Source organism: Halorussus salinisoli (assembly GCA_005239435.1).
GTDB lineage: Archaea > Halobacteriota > Halobacteria > Halobacteriales > Haladaptataceae > Halorussus > Halorussus salinisoli.
In genome coordinates this window covers 173,374-187,021 of record SZNP01000001.1, presented here as the reverse complement: position 1 = coordinate 187,021, position 13,648 = coordinate 173,374, and the positions used below count along the sequence as shown (strand labels likewise).

Sequence of the window (13,648 nt, the reverse complement as noted above, 5' to 3'; positions counted from 1 at the left end):
TTTGCTCCGCGCCGCTTTCGTCGGGTCGTCGTACGTCGGGGTGTTCGCTCGCGCGACTGACGAGCACCTGCTGGTCCGTCCGGACCTGGAGGGCGACATCGTCGCCGACGTGAGCGACGAACTCGACGTCGAAGCAATCGAGACCACGGTCGGCGGGTCGTCTACCGTCGGTGCGCTGGCGGTCGGCAACGAGAACGGCCTGCTGGTCAGCAGTCGCGTCACCGACCGCGAGCGCGACCGCATCGAGGACGCCACGGGCGTTTCGGTGAGCGAACTCCCGGGCAAGATCAACGCGGCGGGGAACGTCGTCCTCGCCAACGACAGCGGGGCCTACGTCCATCCGGACCTCCCGCGAAAGGCGGTCCGAGCCGTCAAAGACGCGCTGGAAGTCGACGTGGAACGCGGCGAGCTCGCCGACGTACGGACCGTCGGCACCGCCGCCGTCGCCACGAACCGGGGCGTCCTCTGTCACCCGAAGACGACCGACGCCCAACTCGACCGTCTGGAGGACGTGCTGGACGTGCCCGCCGACATCGGCACCATCAACTACGGCGCGCCGCTGGTCGGCTCCGGCCTGCTCGCCAACGAACACAGCTACGTCGTCGGGCAGGAGACGACCGGCCCGGAACTCGGTCGCATCGACCAGGCGCTCGGCTACATCGAGTAGTAGACAACATTTTGTCGTCTTTGTATTGGTATTTCTCTCCTAAAGCAATAGAGAGTTATCTCCGGGAGGATGCGTCGCGGACCGATTACGCCACTCCCGGCCCTCGCGCTACTTCTCGTCGGAGTCGTCTTCGCGTCGGTCGCTCAGGTGTTCCCATATCTCGGTGCATCCCGCTCCGTCTTCCACGTCGGCCAGATGGCTCTGGTCGGGGTCGGTATCCTCGTCTGTAGACTCCTCCGTCGTCGGAGGTCCGTCGAGTGTTTCCTCGGCAGTCATTGGAACGTAGTAGGGAGACGACGTAGATAAGGCCGTGTTCGTCCGTAATCGCTACCGATGCTTAGATACAGGGGCGAGTCTCTCCGGTAGTGACGACGGCGCTCAGTGGAGGGAGACGGACGGGGTGCCACGCTGGAGGCCAGCGTCGTCGGTTTCGGCGCGAACCCGGCGTCAACGAATCGAGTGACAGTCGGCAAGCGTCGCGGACGACGACACGCTTACCGCCGGTCTGGTACTCCACGGTGGCATGGTCGTTTCCGTTCACCAGTTAGACGACGGGGCGTGGCTCAGCGTCAACGACTCGCGGTCGGTCCCCGTGAGCCAACTGTGGTTACTCGCGCGCCACGACTTCTGCGGGTGTGAACCCGCGGATTTCCTCGCGGAGGGGTTCGTGGAGGTCGGCGTCGATTGGCCCGACATCGAAGGTCGCATCGCCGGGCAGTGCGTCGAGTGCGGGGCCAGTGGCGTCACCGACTGGTTGACGCTGGGTCGCGTAGACCGAGAGAACGACGAGTTCAGAGGCGTGGTTCCGTCGAGCGTCCACGTTCCGCGGCGACGGACGCGGCTGGCGACCTCGGAGTAGCCGAAACAGCGCGTCACCGACGACCGCAATTCCCGCCGGTTGTCCGGAGCCTCGGGGAAGATTGACGGGGAAACCGCGGCTTTATTGGTGGCTTCCGTTTGGATGCCCATGCCGAGTAAAGTCGAGGGCTGGAAAGACGAGATATACGGCGTAGAGATACGCGACCACCTGGAGCGGTTCGCCGAGGAGGGGTGGGACGCGATCCCCGAGGACGAACACGACGCGTGGTTCGAGCGATTCAAGTGGTGGGGGCTGTACCACCAGCGGAAGGGCCAAGAGTCGTACTTCATGATGCGCGTCGGCGTCCCGATGGGCCGACTCACGCCCGAACAGCTCCGAGTCGTCGGCGAGGTGGCCCGGGAGTACGCGACCGGTCCGGTCGAGAACCCCGAGTTCGGCGGAGCGTACGCCGACTTCACGACGCGCCAGTCCATCCAACTCCACTGGATAAAGGTCGAGGACGTGCCCGACATCTTCGAGAAACTCGAATCAGTCGGTCTCTCCACGATTCAGGCCTGCGGCGACTCGTGGCGCAACATCGTCGGGTCGCCGGTCGCGGGCCGGGACGCCGACGAACTCCTAGACGTGTGGCCCGTCGTGCAGGACCTCCACGACGAGTTCAAGGGCAACGACCTGTACGACAACCTCCCCCGCAAGTGGAAGGTCGCGGTCACGGGCGACACCCGCGGGGCGGGACAGGGCGACATCAACGACCTCGCCTTCGAACCGGCGGTCAAGACCGTCGATGGCGAGGAAATCGAAGGATTCAACGTCCGAGTCGGCGGCGGTCTCGCCCGGAAGGAACCCCGGTTCGCCCGAGACATCGACGTGTTCTGCCGCCCGGAGAACGCCAGCGACGTGGCCGCGGGTCTCTCGGGACTGTTCCGCGACTACGGCGACCGCGAGGACCGGTTCAACGCCCGCATGAAGTTCCTCGTGGACGAGTGGGGACCCGAGAAGGTCCGCAGCGTTCTTCAGGAGGAGTACGTCGAGTACGAACTCCCGACCGCGGGCGAGAACCTGCGCGACCAGTACGACTACAACGCCGGGCGGGCCGACGCCCCCGGCGACTACGTCGGCGTCCACGAGCAGAACGACGGTAACCACTTCGTCGGTCTCTCGGTGCTGGTCGGTCGGATGGGTGCCGAGGAGGTAATCGAACTCGCGGACCTCGCCGAATCCTACGATTCCGAGATGATAGGCGTCACCCAGCGCCAGAATCTCATCGTCGGCGACGTCTCGCCCGACGACCTCGACGACTTCCTCGACGAGTCGTTCCTCGACTCCTACTCGCCCGACCCTCATCCGTTCCGTCGGGGGTCCATCGCCTGCACCGGCACCGAGTACTGCTCGCTGTCCATCGTGGAGACGAAGAACCGGATGGTCCGGTACGCCAACTGGCTTGAAGATAACGTGCCGGTTCCGGAGGGCGTCGAGGACTTCCACGTCCACCTCTCGGGATGTACCGCCTCCTGCGCCCAGCCCCAAATCGCGGACATCTCGCTTCGCGGGATGAAGGCGCGCAAGGACGGCGAACCGGTCGAGGCGTTCGATGTGGGACTCGGCGGCGGTCTCGGCGAGAACCCGCAGTTCGCCGACTGGGTAGAGATGCGGGTGCCCGCCGACGAAGTGCCGGGGTACATTCGCAACCTGCTCGAAGCGTTCGAGGCCGAGCGCGAGGCGGGCCAGAGCTTCCGGGAGTTCGTCGGCGAGCGCGACGAGGACGAGATTCAGGCCCTCGCCGACCCCGAGGAGACCGACTACGAGGACCCGTACATGCACAACACGAAGATGACGTGGTACCCCTACGCCGACGAGGACGGACTGGACGACTCGCCCGCGCCGACCGACGCGCAGGGCGAGCCAATCACGAGCGACGACTGACCATGGCCGACCGCGTACTCAAAGTCAACGCGTACACGACGCTCGACCTCGTGGACGCCCGCGCCGAGGGCCACGGCTTCGAGGAGTCGGCGTACGCCACGCTGAACGTGACCGCGCCGCGCAACGACCCCGACCGCGTCGAACTCCAGTTCGAACTCGACAACACGGGACTCGACGCGCTCCCGACTCACGCCGACCACGCGGACCTCTCGCCGGAGCAGGCCCGGACGCTCGCCGACGACCTGAATCGATACGCCGAGAAGGTCGAACGCGCACAGGCCGACGACCACGCCGAGGAGTCCGACGCGACCGGGACGAGCGATGACTGAGCGAGCACTCGTCGTCGCGGGCCACGGTTCGCACCGAAATCCCGACTCCGCGACACCGGTTCGGGTCGCGGTCGAGGCCGCCCGCGAACGCGCCGCGTTCGCGGAGGTTCGCCCGGCGTTCTGGAAGGAGTCGCCGTCGTTCCGAAACGTCTGCCACACTATCGACGCCGACGAAGCCGTCGTCGTCCCGCTGTTCGTCAGCGAGGGCTACTTCGTCGATCAGGTCCTGCCCCGGGAGTTCGGTCTCGGCGAGCGTGACCGCGGCGACGACGCGCCGACGTTCCAGTACGCCGACCCGGTCGGGACCCACCCCGCGATGACCGACGTCATCGCGGCCCGCGCCCGGCGGATGCTCGACGGTGTCACTACAGAGAACGCCGCACTCGCGGTAATCGGCCACGGCACCGAGCGCAATCCGAACAGCGCCGACGCCATCTACGACCACGTCGAGGCGCTCCGCGAGGAGGGCCAGTTCGCCGAAGTCGGCGCGCTGTTCATGGACGAGGCCCCCTACGTCGAGGACGTCCTCGACCAGTTCTCGGCCGACGAGATAGCCGTCGTCCCGCTGTTCGTCGCCGACGGGTTCCACACCCAGGACGAGATTCCAGAACTGCTCGGTCTGACCGACGACCCCAGAACCGGCTACCCCGTCCCGGGAACCGTCGAAGACCGGCGCATCTGGTACGCCTCGGCGGTGGGCACGGACCCGCTCGTCGCGGACGTGGTGCTGGAGCGGGCGGCCGAAGCGGGCGCGAGTCTCGGCGAACCCACCGACGTGGACGATTCGCGCCCGGTCCGCGAGGCGGCCGGGAACGCGTTCGTCTCGTGGGTCGAGGACGCACCCGGCGACGAGGGAGAGCGCGACACGGCCGACGTTGGCACCCGAATCTGGGGCGAACTCGCAGTCACCGCGACCGACGCGGGCAGGTACGACCTGCGCCACCGGAGCGACCGCGGCGTTTCCGATCAGGACCTCGACGCGCGGTCGGTCACCGACCTCCACGAACTGGTTCGATACGCCGACGACGGCCGGTATCGCCCGTTCGTCGGTGAATCGACGCTCCCGACCGGGTGGTTCTGCTCGGGTCTCGACCGGCGGGAGTTGCTCCGGGCCGTCTCGGTCGTCTACCCCGCCAGCGTCGAACACTGGGCCGCCGAGCGCACGGGCGACCTCGACCCGGTTCCGTTCCGCGAGGTCGCCGACCGCCAGACTGGCATCTACGAGTGCGTCGCCGACTGCTCGCAGGCCGAAGTGGCCGGGGCGGTCGAGGCGTGTTGTGAAAACTGTACGAAGCGCCGGACATGGGACGGCGAGGGCGGCGAATCTCTCGAAGACGAGGGGCAGATTCCCTGCCGTGAGCCGTGTTCGTTCCTCGTCGCGGCTGCCCGCGAGTTCCACCACCACGAGGGCGCAGTGGCCGACCCGGAACGCGAACCGACGGCGAGCGAGGAGGCATCGACAGACGACCGACCGACCGAGAGCGACGCGTCCGTCCCGCGAGGCGACCTGACCGACCCCGCGAACGTCTACCGGGTTCGCTACCGGCGGGCGCGAGACGCCGCGCAGACTCGGACCGACTCCGTACAAACTCGAACCGACTCCGCACAGACCCGACCAGAACCATGAGCCACCCGAACCAGAACACGACCACCGGAACCGCGTACCTCGTCGGTGCCGGCCCGGGCGACCCCGAACTGCTGACCGTGAAGGCCCGGCGACTGCTCGACGAGGCCGACGTCGTCTTCCACGACAACCTCGTGGGCGACGACCTCGTCGAAACGATTCCAGACTGCACGAGCGTCGAAAACGTCGGCAAGCGTCCCGGCGGCGAGCGGACGCCCCAGGCCGAGATCAACGACTTGCTCGTCCGCGAGGCCCGGGCGGGCCGCGACGTGGTTCGGCTCAAGGGCGGCGACCCGACCACCTTCGGCCGCGGCGGCGAGGAGGCCGAGTACCTCGCCCGCCACGGCGTCCCCTTCGAGTTCGTGCCGGGCGTGACCAGCGCCATCGCGGCCCCGAGCGCCGCCGGAATCCCCGCGACCCACCGCGACCACGCCTCCGCGCTCGCGGTCGTCACCGGCCACGAGGACCCGACCAAGCCCGACAGCGCGATAGACTGGGACGCCCTCGCCAGCATCGTCTCGGCGGGCGGCACCCTCGTCGTCCTGATGGGCGTGGGGCGGCTTCCGGACAACGTGGCGGCCCTCGAAGACTGCGGCGTCTGCCCGGACACGCCGGTCGCCATGGTCGAGCGCGCGACCCTTCCGTCCGAGCGGACCGTGACTGGAACGCTCGAAACCATCGTGGAGAAGGCGCAAAACGCCGACGTCGAACCACCAGCCGTCACCGTCGTCGGCGACGTGGTGAACGTCAGGGAGACGGTCGCCAACTGTCTCGGCGGGTCCGCGGGCGAGGTGGCTCCGGCGGTCGGCGTCGGCCGCGTCGAAGAGGAAATCGGGGTGAACCAGCAGTGAGCGGCGACCAGATTTCGAAGTCGAGGAGAGACGACGCCGCAATCGAGGGCGAATGGCCGCTCCGCCGACTCCTGACCGAGGTCTGTGGCTCCGGCCCGAAGACCGCCGACGACATGAGCTACGAGCAGGCCAGAGAGGCGTTCGCCCGCGTTCTCGCCGGAGACCCCGACCCGGAGACGCTCGGGGCGTTCCTGCTGGCGAATCGCTGGAAGGAGAGTACCCCCCGGGAGTTGGCCGGGTTCACCGACGCCATGCGCGAGCTGTCGGTCCGGGTCGCGGAACCCGACGCCGACCCGGTGGACTGCGGCGGCAACTACGACGGTAAGCAGAAGACCGCCGTGCTGGGAGTCGCCTCCGGACTGGTCGCCGCGGCCGCGGGAACGCCCGTGGTCGCCCACAGCGGCCCCGACCTCCCCGCCAAGTACGGTACGACCTACGGGGACGTGCTGGCCGAGTTGGGCGTCCCCACCGACCTCGAACCGGCCGAGAGCGCGGCGATGGTGGACGAGGTGGGCTTCGGCTTCTACGCTCAGTCGCGGTTCAATCCCCTCGTCCACGAGCGTCGTCCGGCCCGGGAGTCCATCGGGGTCCGGACCTCCATCAACACCGTCGAGACGCTGGCGAACCCCGCGAACGCGAGCGTCCACTTCGGGAGTTTCTACCACCTCTCGTACGCCGAGCGCATCGCCGGTACCGTCCGCGAGAGCGAGCGACTGCCCGTCGAGCGAGTCGTGATGGCGCAGGGAATCGAGGGGTACGACGACGTTCGGCCCGGTACGACGCGAGTCGCCGAGTGGGACGGTAGTGCGGGAGGCGACGGCGAAATCGAGGACGGTGAGGTGGAGACGACCGCGCTCGGCGTCGAGTTCGAGCGCGAGGACCTCCGCGTGGACGACCTCCCGGCAGACTCCGCCGGCGTCACCGAGGACGTGCTGACGGGCGAACGCGACGGACCGGTCGCCGACGCGATAGCGCTCAACGCCGGATTCCGCGTCTACGCAGGCGGCGACGCCGAGTCGGTCGGCGCGGGCGTCGAGCGAGCGCGGGACGCGCTCGCCGACGGGAGCGCCGCGAAACGGCTCGACGCGCTCCGCGCGTTCGAGCCGTAGTCGCTGGTCGCGTGCCGAGGTGGTCGAGACGACCGGGGCGTGGTTTTCGGTGTTTGAGACGTATTTGTATTGTCGAAAGAAATATAGAGGAGTGTCTGGGGGAGACCTCTGTCCGCTAACGCGCAACGCTTATCTGAACACCTGTTCAAGCGTTCGACCAATGGCCCAAGCCGACGACCGGCTCCGGCGACTCCTCGCCGACGAGACGGAATCCTGCCGCGAGACAGACGTGGAGAACCGACTGGACGACCTGCGCGCGCTCGGAGACGCGACCGAGGCCGAGCAGGTGCCAGAGCGCGTCCGGGCGCTGTCGGCGCTCGCCAACGACACCCGGTATCGAATCGTCCAACTGCTCGCCGCGGCGGAGTCGGACCTCTGCGTCTGCGAACTCTCGCCGCTGGTGGACGTGAGCGACAGTGGGATAAGCCACGCGCTCTCGGAACTCACCGACGCCGGACTGGTCGTCCGCCGGAAGGACGGCAGGTGGCGCTACTACCGGACGACCGACCGGGCCGAGCGACTGCTCGCGGCGCTCGCGGGCGAAGACGGTGAATCGGAGGACGACGCGTGAAAGTCGCCTTCGTCTGCGTCCAGAACGCCGGGAGGAGTCAGATGGCGACCGCGTTCGCCGAGCGCGAGGCCCGCGAGCGACGCGAAGCGTCCGAGCGTGACGAGCGTCACGGAGCGTCCGAGCGCGAGGCGGAGCAGGTCGAAATCGTCACCGGCGGCACCGACCCCGCCGCCCACGTTCACGACGAAGTGGTCGAGGTGATGGCCGAGCGCGATTTCGACCTCTCGGACCGAACGCCGCGCGAGGTGACCCACGAGGAGTTGCAGGCCTGCAACTACGTGATCACGATGGGCTGTTCCGCGAAGGACGTCTGTCCGGCGACGTGGTCGGGCGAGAACCGCGACTGGGGACTCGACGACCCCGACGGGCAGGACCTCGACGCCGTGCGGGCGATTCGGGACGAAATCGAGGAGCGGGTCAAGGCGTTGTTCGACGAGTTGGAACGCGGGCGCCCGGCAGAAGGCCGACGAGAGACGTGAACGCGGGCAGACGCGAGTTCCGGTCGCTCGCCGAGCGTGGCGTCGTGGCCGAGCGCGGCGACCCCACCGACCTGCCGAAGCGCGTCCGAACCGGCCGACCGAGTTCGGACCGGCCGTCCCCGAGTAGGAAGATTCTTCCCTCCGCGCGTCCCAGATTCCCCCATGAGTGAGTTTACTGTTCGCGGCAAGTTCCAGTCGAGAGACGGCTGGCAGGAGTTCGAAACGAGTGTCGACGCCGAGAACGAGGACGTGGCCGAGGAGCGCACCTACACCAACTTCGGCGGACGTCACGGACTGAAGCGCACGCAGGTCGAGGTAGAGGAGGTCGAAGCCTAATGATGGGTGGCGGCAACCCCGAACTGCAGGAACTGTCCCAGCAGCTTCAGGAACTCGAAGAGCAGCAGGAAGAACTCGAAGGCGAAATCGAGAACCTCCGCGACGAGAAGAGCGACATCGACGAAGCCATCGAGACCATCGACGCGCTCGAAAGCGGTTCGACCGTGCAGGTCCCGCTCGGTGGCGGCGCACACGTCCGCGCAGAGGTTCAGGACCTCGACGAGATCGTCGTGGAACTGGGCGGCGGTTACGCGGCCGAGCGCGACGAGGAGAACGCGGTCGAGACGCTCGAAAACAAACAGGACACGCTCGACGAGCGCATCTCGGACCTCGAAGACGAGGTTAGCGACGTGGAAGAAGAGTCGGCTCAACTGGAGCAGAAGGCCCAGCAACTCCAGCAGCAACAGATGCAACAGCAGATGCAGCAGATGCAGGGCCAGCAGAACGACGAGGACGAGTAATCGGCGATGTTCGATAGCCTGAAGGACAAACTCGGGAGTTTTCGGAAGGACGTAGAGGAGACGACCGAGGAGAAGGCCGAAGAAGCGGAAGCCACGGCAGAAGCGGAAGCCGAAGCCGAGGCGAAAGCCGACGCCGAGGCAAAGGCCGACGCTGACGCCGCTACGGAAGAGTCGGTAGACGCCGAGTCCGACTCGGAGTCAGACGAGAGCGCCTCGTCCGGCGGTGGGTTCGCGCAGAAGGCCAAGTCGTTCGCCAAGGGCGAAATCGTCATCGAAGAACAGGACCTCGAAGACCCGCTCTGGGAGTTGGAGATGGCGCTGCTGGAGAGCGACGTGGAGATGAGCGTCGCCCAGGAGATTCTGGACAACATCCGAGAGGACCTCGTCGGTGCGACTCGCTCGTTCAACAGCGAGACCGCCGATGTGGTAGAGCAGGCGCTCCACGACTCGCTGTTGAAGGTCATCTCGGTCGGCCAGTTCGACTTCGACCAGCGAATCGCCGAGGCCGACAAGCCTGTCACCATCATCTTCACGGGCGTCAACGGCGTCGGAAAGACGACCACCATCGCCAAACTCTCGAAGTACTTCGAGGAGCGTGGTCTCTCGGCGGTGCTCGCCAACGGCGACACCTACCGCGCCGGGGCCAACGAGCAGATTCAGGAACACGCCGACAACCTCGACAAGAAACTCATCGCCCACGAACAGGGCGGCGACCCCGCGGCGGTCATCTACGACGCCGTGGAGTACGCCGACTCCCACGACATCGACGTGGTGCTGGGCGACACCGCCGGTCGCCTCCACACCGACGAGGGACTGATGGACCAGTTGGAGAAGATCGGGCGCGTGGTCGGCCCGGACATGACCCTCTTCGTGGACGAGGCCGTGGCCGGACAGGACGCAGTCCAGCGCGCCAAGCAGTTCAACGACGCCGCCGAGATCGACGGCGCGATTCTGACGAAGGCCGACGCCGACTCCCAGGGCGGCGCGGCCATCTCCATCGCGCACGTCACGGGCAAACCCATCCTCTTCCTCGGCACCGGACAGGGCTACGACCACATCGAGAAGTTCGACCCCGAGCAGTTGGTCGACCGCCTCCTCGGCGACGAGGAGTAGTCCGGCACTGATTTTGCCGTCCGTTCGGCCCGACGCGTTCGGTTAGTACGAGTCGTCTTCGACGGTGAGAGCCGGGGGACCGGCGTGCCGCGACGTACTTTCCACCCGTCAGGCGTACCGGCGTCGCACCGCCACGACTGCGTTCACCGTGACCAGACTCGTCGCTATCAGCCAAGGGCGGCTACACCTTCGACCGGAAGTAGTCCCGGACGCTCCAAGTTCGACTTCCGACTTCTAGCTGGCCTCCGTCTCCTCGAAGTTCGGCTCACCGTCGCCCGTAAACGCCGTGATGCCCTCCATCAGGTCGTCGGTGGTCGTCAGGTGGCCGAACATCGGTGATTCGACTTCCAGTCCGGCGTCGGTGTCGCTCCGACCGACTAACATCGCGCGCTTGGTGTGTCTCTGGGCGATGGGCGGTCCGGCCGCGAGGTCGAAAGCGCGGTCGTCGAACTGGTTTCGACCGCATCGGATGCCGGGGCCGTCGGTTTCGACTATCGCGTCGAGGTCGGCAGTTCGACCGCATCCGGTGGAATACCGCCTTTAGCGCCCGAGACGGAGCGGCCTGCGGCCGCGCCGAGCCAGGGATTTCTTGAGAAAAAGCCTTTAACGCCCGCGCGGCCTACCCTACGGTAACAATGGTACTCGACGACTTGGGAAGTTCTCTCCGCGACTCCCTCGGCCAACTCAGCGGGCAAACCCGCGTGACCGAGGAGGACGTGGAGGACATCGTCAAGGAGATTCAGCGGTCGCTCCTGCAGGCCGACGTCGAAGTCAGCCTCGTGATGGACCTCTCGGACTCCATCAAGGAGCGCGCACTGGAGGAAGAACCGCCCGGAGGCACCTCCGCACGGGACCACGTTCTCAGCATCGTCTACGAAGAGATGGTGGACCTCGTCGGCGACAGCACCGACATTCCCCTCGAAGAGCAGACTATCCTGCTCGCCGGCTTGCAGGGGTCGGGGAAGACCACCACCACGGCCAAGATGGCGTGGTGGTTCTCGAAGAAGGGTCTCCGACCCGCTATCGTCCAGACCGACACCTTCCGCCCGGGCGCGTACGACCAGGCCAAGGAGATGGCCGGGCGCGCGGAGGTGGACTTCTACGGCGACCCCGACGAGGAGGACCCGGTGAAAATCGCCCGCGACGGACTCGAAGCCACGAGCGACGCCGACGTTCACATCGTGGACACCGCGGGTCGCCACGCGCTCGAAGACGACCTCATCGACGAGATAGAGGAGATAGAGCGCGCGGTGAACCCCGACCGGAACCTGCTGGTCTTGGACGCTGCAATCGGGCAGGGCGCGAAGGAACAGGCCCGGCAGTTCGACGACTCCATCGGCATCGAGGGCGTCGTCGTCACGAAACTCGACGGTACCGCGAAAGGTGGCGGCGCGCTGACCGCGGTCAACGAGACCGGCTCCTCGATCGCGTTCCTCGGGTCCGGCGAGGAGGTCCGCGACATCGAGCGGTTCGAGCCGTCGGGGTTCATCTCTCGACTGCTCGGGATGGGCGACCTGAAGCAACTCACCGAGCGCGTCGAACGCGCGATGGAGGAGACCCAGGAGGACGAAGAGGACTGGGACCCCGAGGACATGCTGAAGGGCGAGTTCACCCTGAAGGACATGCGCCACCAGATGCAGGCCATGAACAACATGGGACCGCTCGACCAGGTGATGGACATGATTCCGGGCATGGGCGGCGGTCTGATGGACGAACTCCCGGACGACGCGATGGACGTGACCCAGGACCGGATGCGGTCGTTCGAGGTCATCATGGACTCGATGACCGAGATGGAACTCGAAAACCCCCGCGCCATCGGCGCGAGTCAGGTCGAGCGAATCGCCCGCGGGAGCGGGAAGGACGAGGAGCGCGTGCGCGAACTCCTCGAACAGCACAAGATGATGTCCCAGACCCTCAAGCAGTTCCAGGGCATGGGCCAGGGCAACATGGAGCGCATGATGAAGAAGATGCAGGGCGGCGGCGGTGGCGGCGGTGGTGGCGGAATGGGCGGTATGGGACCGTTCGGCGACTGATTCCGTCGGTGGCGTCGTCGTTCTACTTCTCCCACTCGCTCGGAAACTCCCTACCATCGGTGTGGTTCTGTTCGGAGTGTTCGCGGCGATAGCGTATCTGGCGAGGCGACACGCGAAACTCGACTGAGACGCCAACACACCGCTTTTTTGTCCGAGCGACGTGACGTGTGGGTAGATGTCCGTCCGCGAAGTCGCCGCGCAGGCGTATCGAGAAGCCCTCCCCGCGCTGGCCGCGAGCGTAATCGGCGGCCTGTTCGCCGGGGTCGTCCTCGGCGGGATGCGCGCGGAGTTGCGGGACGTACCGGGCCTGCTCGTCCTCGTGCCCGCCCTGCTGGCCACCCGCGGGAACGTCTACGGGTCGCTCGGGGCGCGACTCTCGACCGGTCTCCACCAGGGGTTGGTCGAACCCGCGCTCGACTTCGACGACCGAGTGATGGCGGCCGTGGCCGCGGCGCTCGGCAACGGAATTCTGGCGAGTCTCTTCGCGGCGACCGTGGCGTTTCTGGTCCTGCGACTGCTCGCCGAACCGGTCGCACCCCTGCCGACCCTGCTCGCCATCGCTCTGGTGGCGGGCCTGCTCTCGGGAATCGCGCTGACCGTCGCGGTCGTCTTGGTCGTGTTCGTCGGATTTCGTCGGGGGTACAATCCGGACACGCTGGTCGGTCCGCTGGTGACGACGACCGGCGACGTGTTCGGTATCTCCTTTCTCCTGCTCGCGGTCCGGTTCGTCTTGACGCTGGGAGGGGTGTAAGTGCAGACCGAGTGGAGCGTTCGGGCCATCACGCGAGCGATGCTGCCGGTCTTGCTCGTACTCACGGTGGTCGAAATCGGGAGCGGACTCGTCTTGGGGTCGTTCGAGACGACGCTGCTGACCTACCCCTCGCTGTTGACTCTCGTGCCCGTGACCATCGGAACCGCCGGAAACCTCGGGAGCGTGCTGGCCGCGCGACTCTCGACCGCGTTCCACCTCGGGACGCTCTCGTTCGACCCCACGGACGACCATCTCGCGGGCAACGCGGTGGCGACCGTGGCGCTGGCGCTCACGATTTTTCCGGTCGTCGGCGCGGGCGCGTGGGTGCTGTCGCTCGCGCTCGGGAACGCTCAACTCCCCCTGCTCACGGTCGTCGCGGTGGCGCTGGCCAGCGGTGCGGCGCTCGCGGTGGTCGCCATCGCGGTGACGCTGGTGGCGACCTACGCGGCGTATCGCTTCGAGCTCGACCCCGACGACGTGGTGATTCCGGTCGTGACGAACGTCTGCGACGTGCTGGGCGTCGTGGTGCTGTTCGTGGTGGTGCAGGTGTTGGTGTGACGCGGTCGCAGTCGTGTTAGCAG

General features: G+C 66.9%; 16 protein-coding genes and 3 pseudogenes. 17 read left to right on the top strand and 2 right to left on the bottom strand.

Features of this window, described 5'->3' with window-relative positions:
- Position 1 precedes the first annotated feature (1 nt).
- Complete coding sequence (locus E2484_RS05475) at positions 2–667, top strand: translation initiation factor IF-6 (protein ID WP_137284224.1); 666 nt, start codon at positions 2–4, stop codon at positions 665–667.
- A 108-nt stretch (positions 668–775) separates the two neighbouring features.
- Here the strand turns inward: E2484_RS05475 and E2484_RS24795 are convergent, their stop codons facing one another.
- Positions 776–943, bottom strand: a complete 168-nt coding sequence (locus E2484_RS24795; RefSeq protein ID WP_170977248.1) for a hypothetical protein — start codon at positions 941–943, stop codon at positions 776–778.
- Positions 944–1,190: 247 nt separating this feature from the next.
- Here E2484_RS24795 and E2484_RS05470 point away from each other — a divergent pair, with 247 nt between their 5' ends.
- The 13 genes and pseudogenes from E2484_RS05470 (at position 1,191) to ftsY (ending at position 10,283) form a co-directional block, all read left to right on the top strand.
- Positions 1,191–1,526, top strand: coding sequence for a hypothetical protein (locus tag E2484_RS05470; protein WP_137284223.1), 336 nt, complete (start codon positions 1,191–1,193; stop codon positions 1,524–1,526).
- Between the two features lie 108 nt (positions 1,527–1,634).
- A complete protein-coding gene (locus E2484_RS05465) occupies positions 1,635–3,410 on the top strand; it encodes a nitrite/sulfite reductase (RefSeq protein WP_137284222.1) in 1,776 nt (591 codons plus the stop codon).
- Between the two features lie 2 nt (positions 3,411–3,412).
- A complete protein-coding gene (locus tag E2484_RS05460; RefSeq protein ID WP_137284221.1) occupies positions 3,413–3,739 on the top strand; it encodes a DUF6360 family protein in 327 nt (108 codons plus the stop codon).
- Positions 3,732–4,889: pseudogene (locus E2484_RS25385) on the top strand (CbiX/SirB N-terminal domain-containing protein); the annotation flags it as partial. The gene E2484_RS05460 and the pseudogene E2484_RS25385, both read left to right, overlap by 8 nt.
- 27 nt (positions 4,890–4,916) lie before the next feature.
- Positions 4,917–5,366: pseudogene (locus E2484_RS25930) on the top strand (DR2241 family protein); the annotation flags it as partial.
- Positions 5,363–6,214, top strand: coding sequence for a uroporphyrinogen-III C-methyltransferase (gene cobA, locus E2484_RS05450; RefSeq protein WP_137284219.1), 852 nt, complete (start codon positions 5,363–5,365; stop codon positions 6,212–6,214). The pseudogene E2484_RS25930 and the gene cobA, both read left to right, overlap by 4 nt.
- Complete coding sequence (locus E2484_RS05445) at positions 6,211–7,323, top strand: anthranilate phosphoribosyltransferase (RefSeq protein WP_394347899.1); 1,113 nt, start codon at positions 6,211–6,213, stop codon at positions 7,321–7,323. Before cobA ends, E2484_RS05445 begins: the two co-directional genes overlap by 4 nt.
- Positions 7,324–7,483: 160 nt before the next feature.
- The gene (locus E2484_RS05440; RefSeq protein ID WP_137284218.1) at positions 7,484–7,894 is read left to right on the top strand and encodes an ArsR/SmtB family transcription factor; all 411 of its coding nucleotides are present in this window, start codon (positions 7,484–7,486) and stop codon (positions 7,892–7,894) included.
- A gap of 41 nt (positions 7,895–7,935) precedes the next feature.
- Complete coding sequence (locus E2484_RS05435) at positions 7,936–8,373, top strand: arsenate-mycothiol transferase ArsC (RefSeq protein WP_137285305.1); 438 nt, start codon at positions 7,936–7,938, stop codon at positions 8,371–8,373.
- Positions 8,370–8,543 carry a hypothetical protein gene (locus E2484_RS24790; protein ID WP_170977247.1) on the top strand — a complete coding sequence of 58 codons (174 nt, stop codon included), beginning with the start codon at positions 8,370–8,372 and terminating at the stop codon, positions 8,541–8,543. Before E2484_RS05435 ends, E2484_RS24790 begins: the two co-directional genes overlap by 4 nt.
- Positions 8,536–8,709, top strand: a complete 174-nt coding sequence (gene rpl18a, locus E2484_RS05430; protein WP_137284217.1) for a 50S ribosomal protein L18Ae — start codon at positions 8,536–8,538, stop codon at positions 8,707–8,709. The genes E2484_RS24790 and rpl18a overlap by 8 nt, the downstream gene beginning before the upstream one ends.
- Positions 8,709–9,170, top strand: coding sequence for a prefoldin subunit alpha (pfdA, locus tag E2484_RS05425; RefSeq protein ID WP_137284216.1), 462 nt, complete (start codon positions 8,709–8,711; stop codon positions 9,168–9,170). Before rpl18a ends, pfdA begins: the two co-directional genes overlap by 1 nt.
- Positions 9,171–9,176: 6 nt before the next feature.
- The gene (gene ftsY, locus E2484_RS05420) at positions 9,177–10,283 is read left to right on the top strand and encodes a signal recognition particle-docking protein FtsY (protein ID WP_137284215.1); all 1,107 of its coding nucleotides are present in this window, start codon (positions 9,177–9,179) and stop codon (positions 10,281–10,283) included.
- Between the two features lie 234 nt (positions 10,284–10,517).
- Here the strand turns inward: ftsY and E2484_RS05415 are convergent.
- Positions 10,518–10,715: pseudogene (locus tag E2484_RS05415) on the bottom strand (hypothetical protein); the annotation flags it as partial.
- Positions 10,716–10,918: 203 nt separating this feature from the next.
- Here E2484_RS05415 and E2484_RS05410 point away from each other — a divergent pair.
- From E2484_RS05410 to E2484_RS05400, 3 genes are all read left to right on the top strand, one after another.
- On the top strand, positions 10,919–12,316 hold the full coding sequence (locus E2484_RS05410; RefSeq protein WP_137284214.1) for a signal recognition particle protein Srp54: 1,398 nt from the start codon (positions 10,919–10,921) through the stop codon (positions 12,314–12,316).
- Between the two features lie 175 nt (positions 12,317–12,491).
- Complete coding sequence (locus E2484_RS05405; protein WP_137284213.1) at positions 12,492–13,067, top strand: magnesium transporter; 576 nt, start codon at positions 12,492–12,494, stop codon at positions 13,065–13,067.
- Entirely contained in the window at positions 13,068–13,625 is a 558-nt protein-coding gene (locus E2484_RS05400) for a magnesium transporter (protein ID WP_137284212.1), read from the top strand. It begins immediately after the preceding gene.
- The last annotated feature ends 23 nt before the right edge of the window (positions 13,626–13,648 follow it).

Coding starts and splice junctions, on each gene's coding strand:
- E2484_RS24795 (WP_170977248.1), bottom strand. CDS start 943: ATGACTGCCGAGGAAACACTCGACGGACCTCCGACGACGGAGGAGTCT.
- E2484_RS05470 (WP_137284223.1), top strand. CDS start 1,191: ATGGTCGTTTCCGTTCACCAGTTAGACGACGGGGCGTGGCTCAGCGTC.
- E2484_RS05465 (WP_137284222.1), top strand. CDS start 1,635: ATGCCGAGTAAAGTCGAGGGCTGGAAAGACGAGATATACGGCGTAGAG.
- E2484_RS05460 (WP_137284221.1), top strand. CDS start 3,413: ATGGCCGACCGCGTACTCAAAGTCAACGCGTACACGACGCTCGACCTC.
- cobA (WP_137284219.1), top strand. CDS start 5,363: ATGAGCCACCCGAACCAGAACACGACCACCGGAACCGCGTACCTCGTC.
- E2484_RS05440 (WP_137284218.1), top strand. CDS start 7,484: ATGGCCCAAGCCGACGACCGGCTCCGGCGACTCCTCGCCGACGAGACG.
- E2484_RS05435 (WP_137285305.1), top strand. CDS start 7,936: ATGGCGACCGCGTTCGCCGAGCGCGAGGCCCGCGAGCGACGCGAAGCG.
- rpl18a (WP_137284217.1), top strand. CDS start 8,536: ATGAGTGAGTTTACTGTTCGCGGCAAGTTCCAGTCGAGAGACGGCTGG.
- pfdA (WP_137284216.1), top strand. CDS start 8,709: ATGATGGGTGGCGGCAACCCCGAACTGCAGGAACTGTCCCAGCAGCTT.
- ftsY (WP_137284215.1), top strand. CDS start 9,177: ATGTTCGATAGCCTGAAGGACAAACTCGGGAGTTTTCGGAAGGACGTA.
- E2484_RS05410 (WP_137284214.1), top strand. CDS start 10,919: ATGGTACTCGACGACTTGGGAAGTTCTCTCCGCGACTCCCTCGGCCAA.
- E2484_RS05405 (WP_137284213.1), top strand. CDS start 12,492: ATGTCCGTCCGCGAAGTCGCCGCGCAGGCGTATCGAGAAGCCCTCCCC.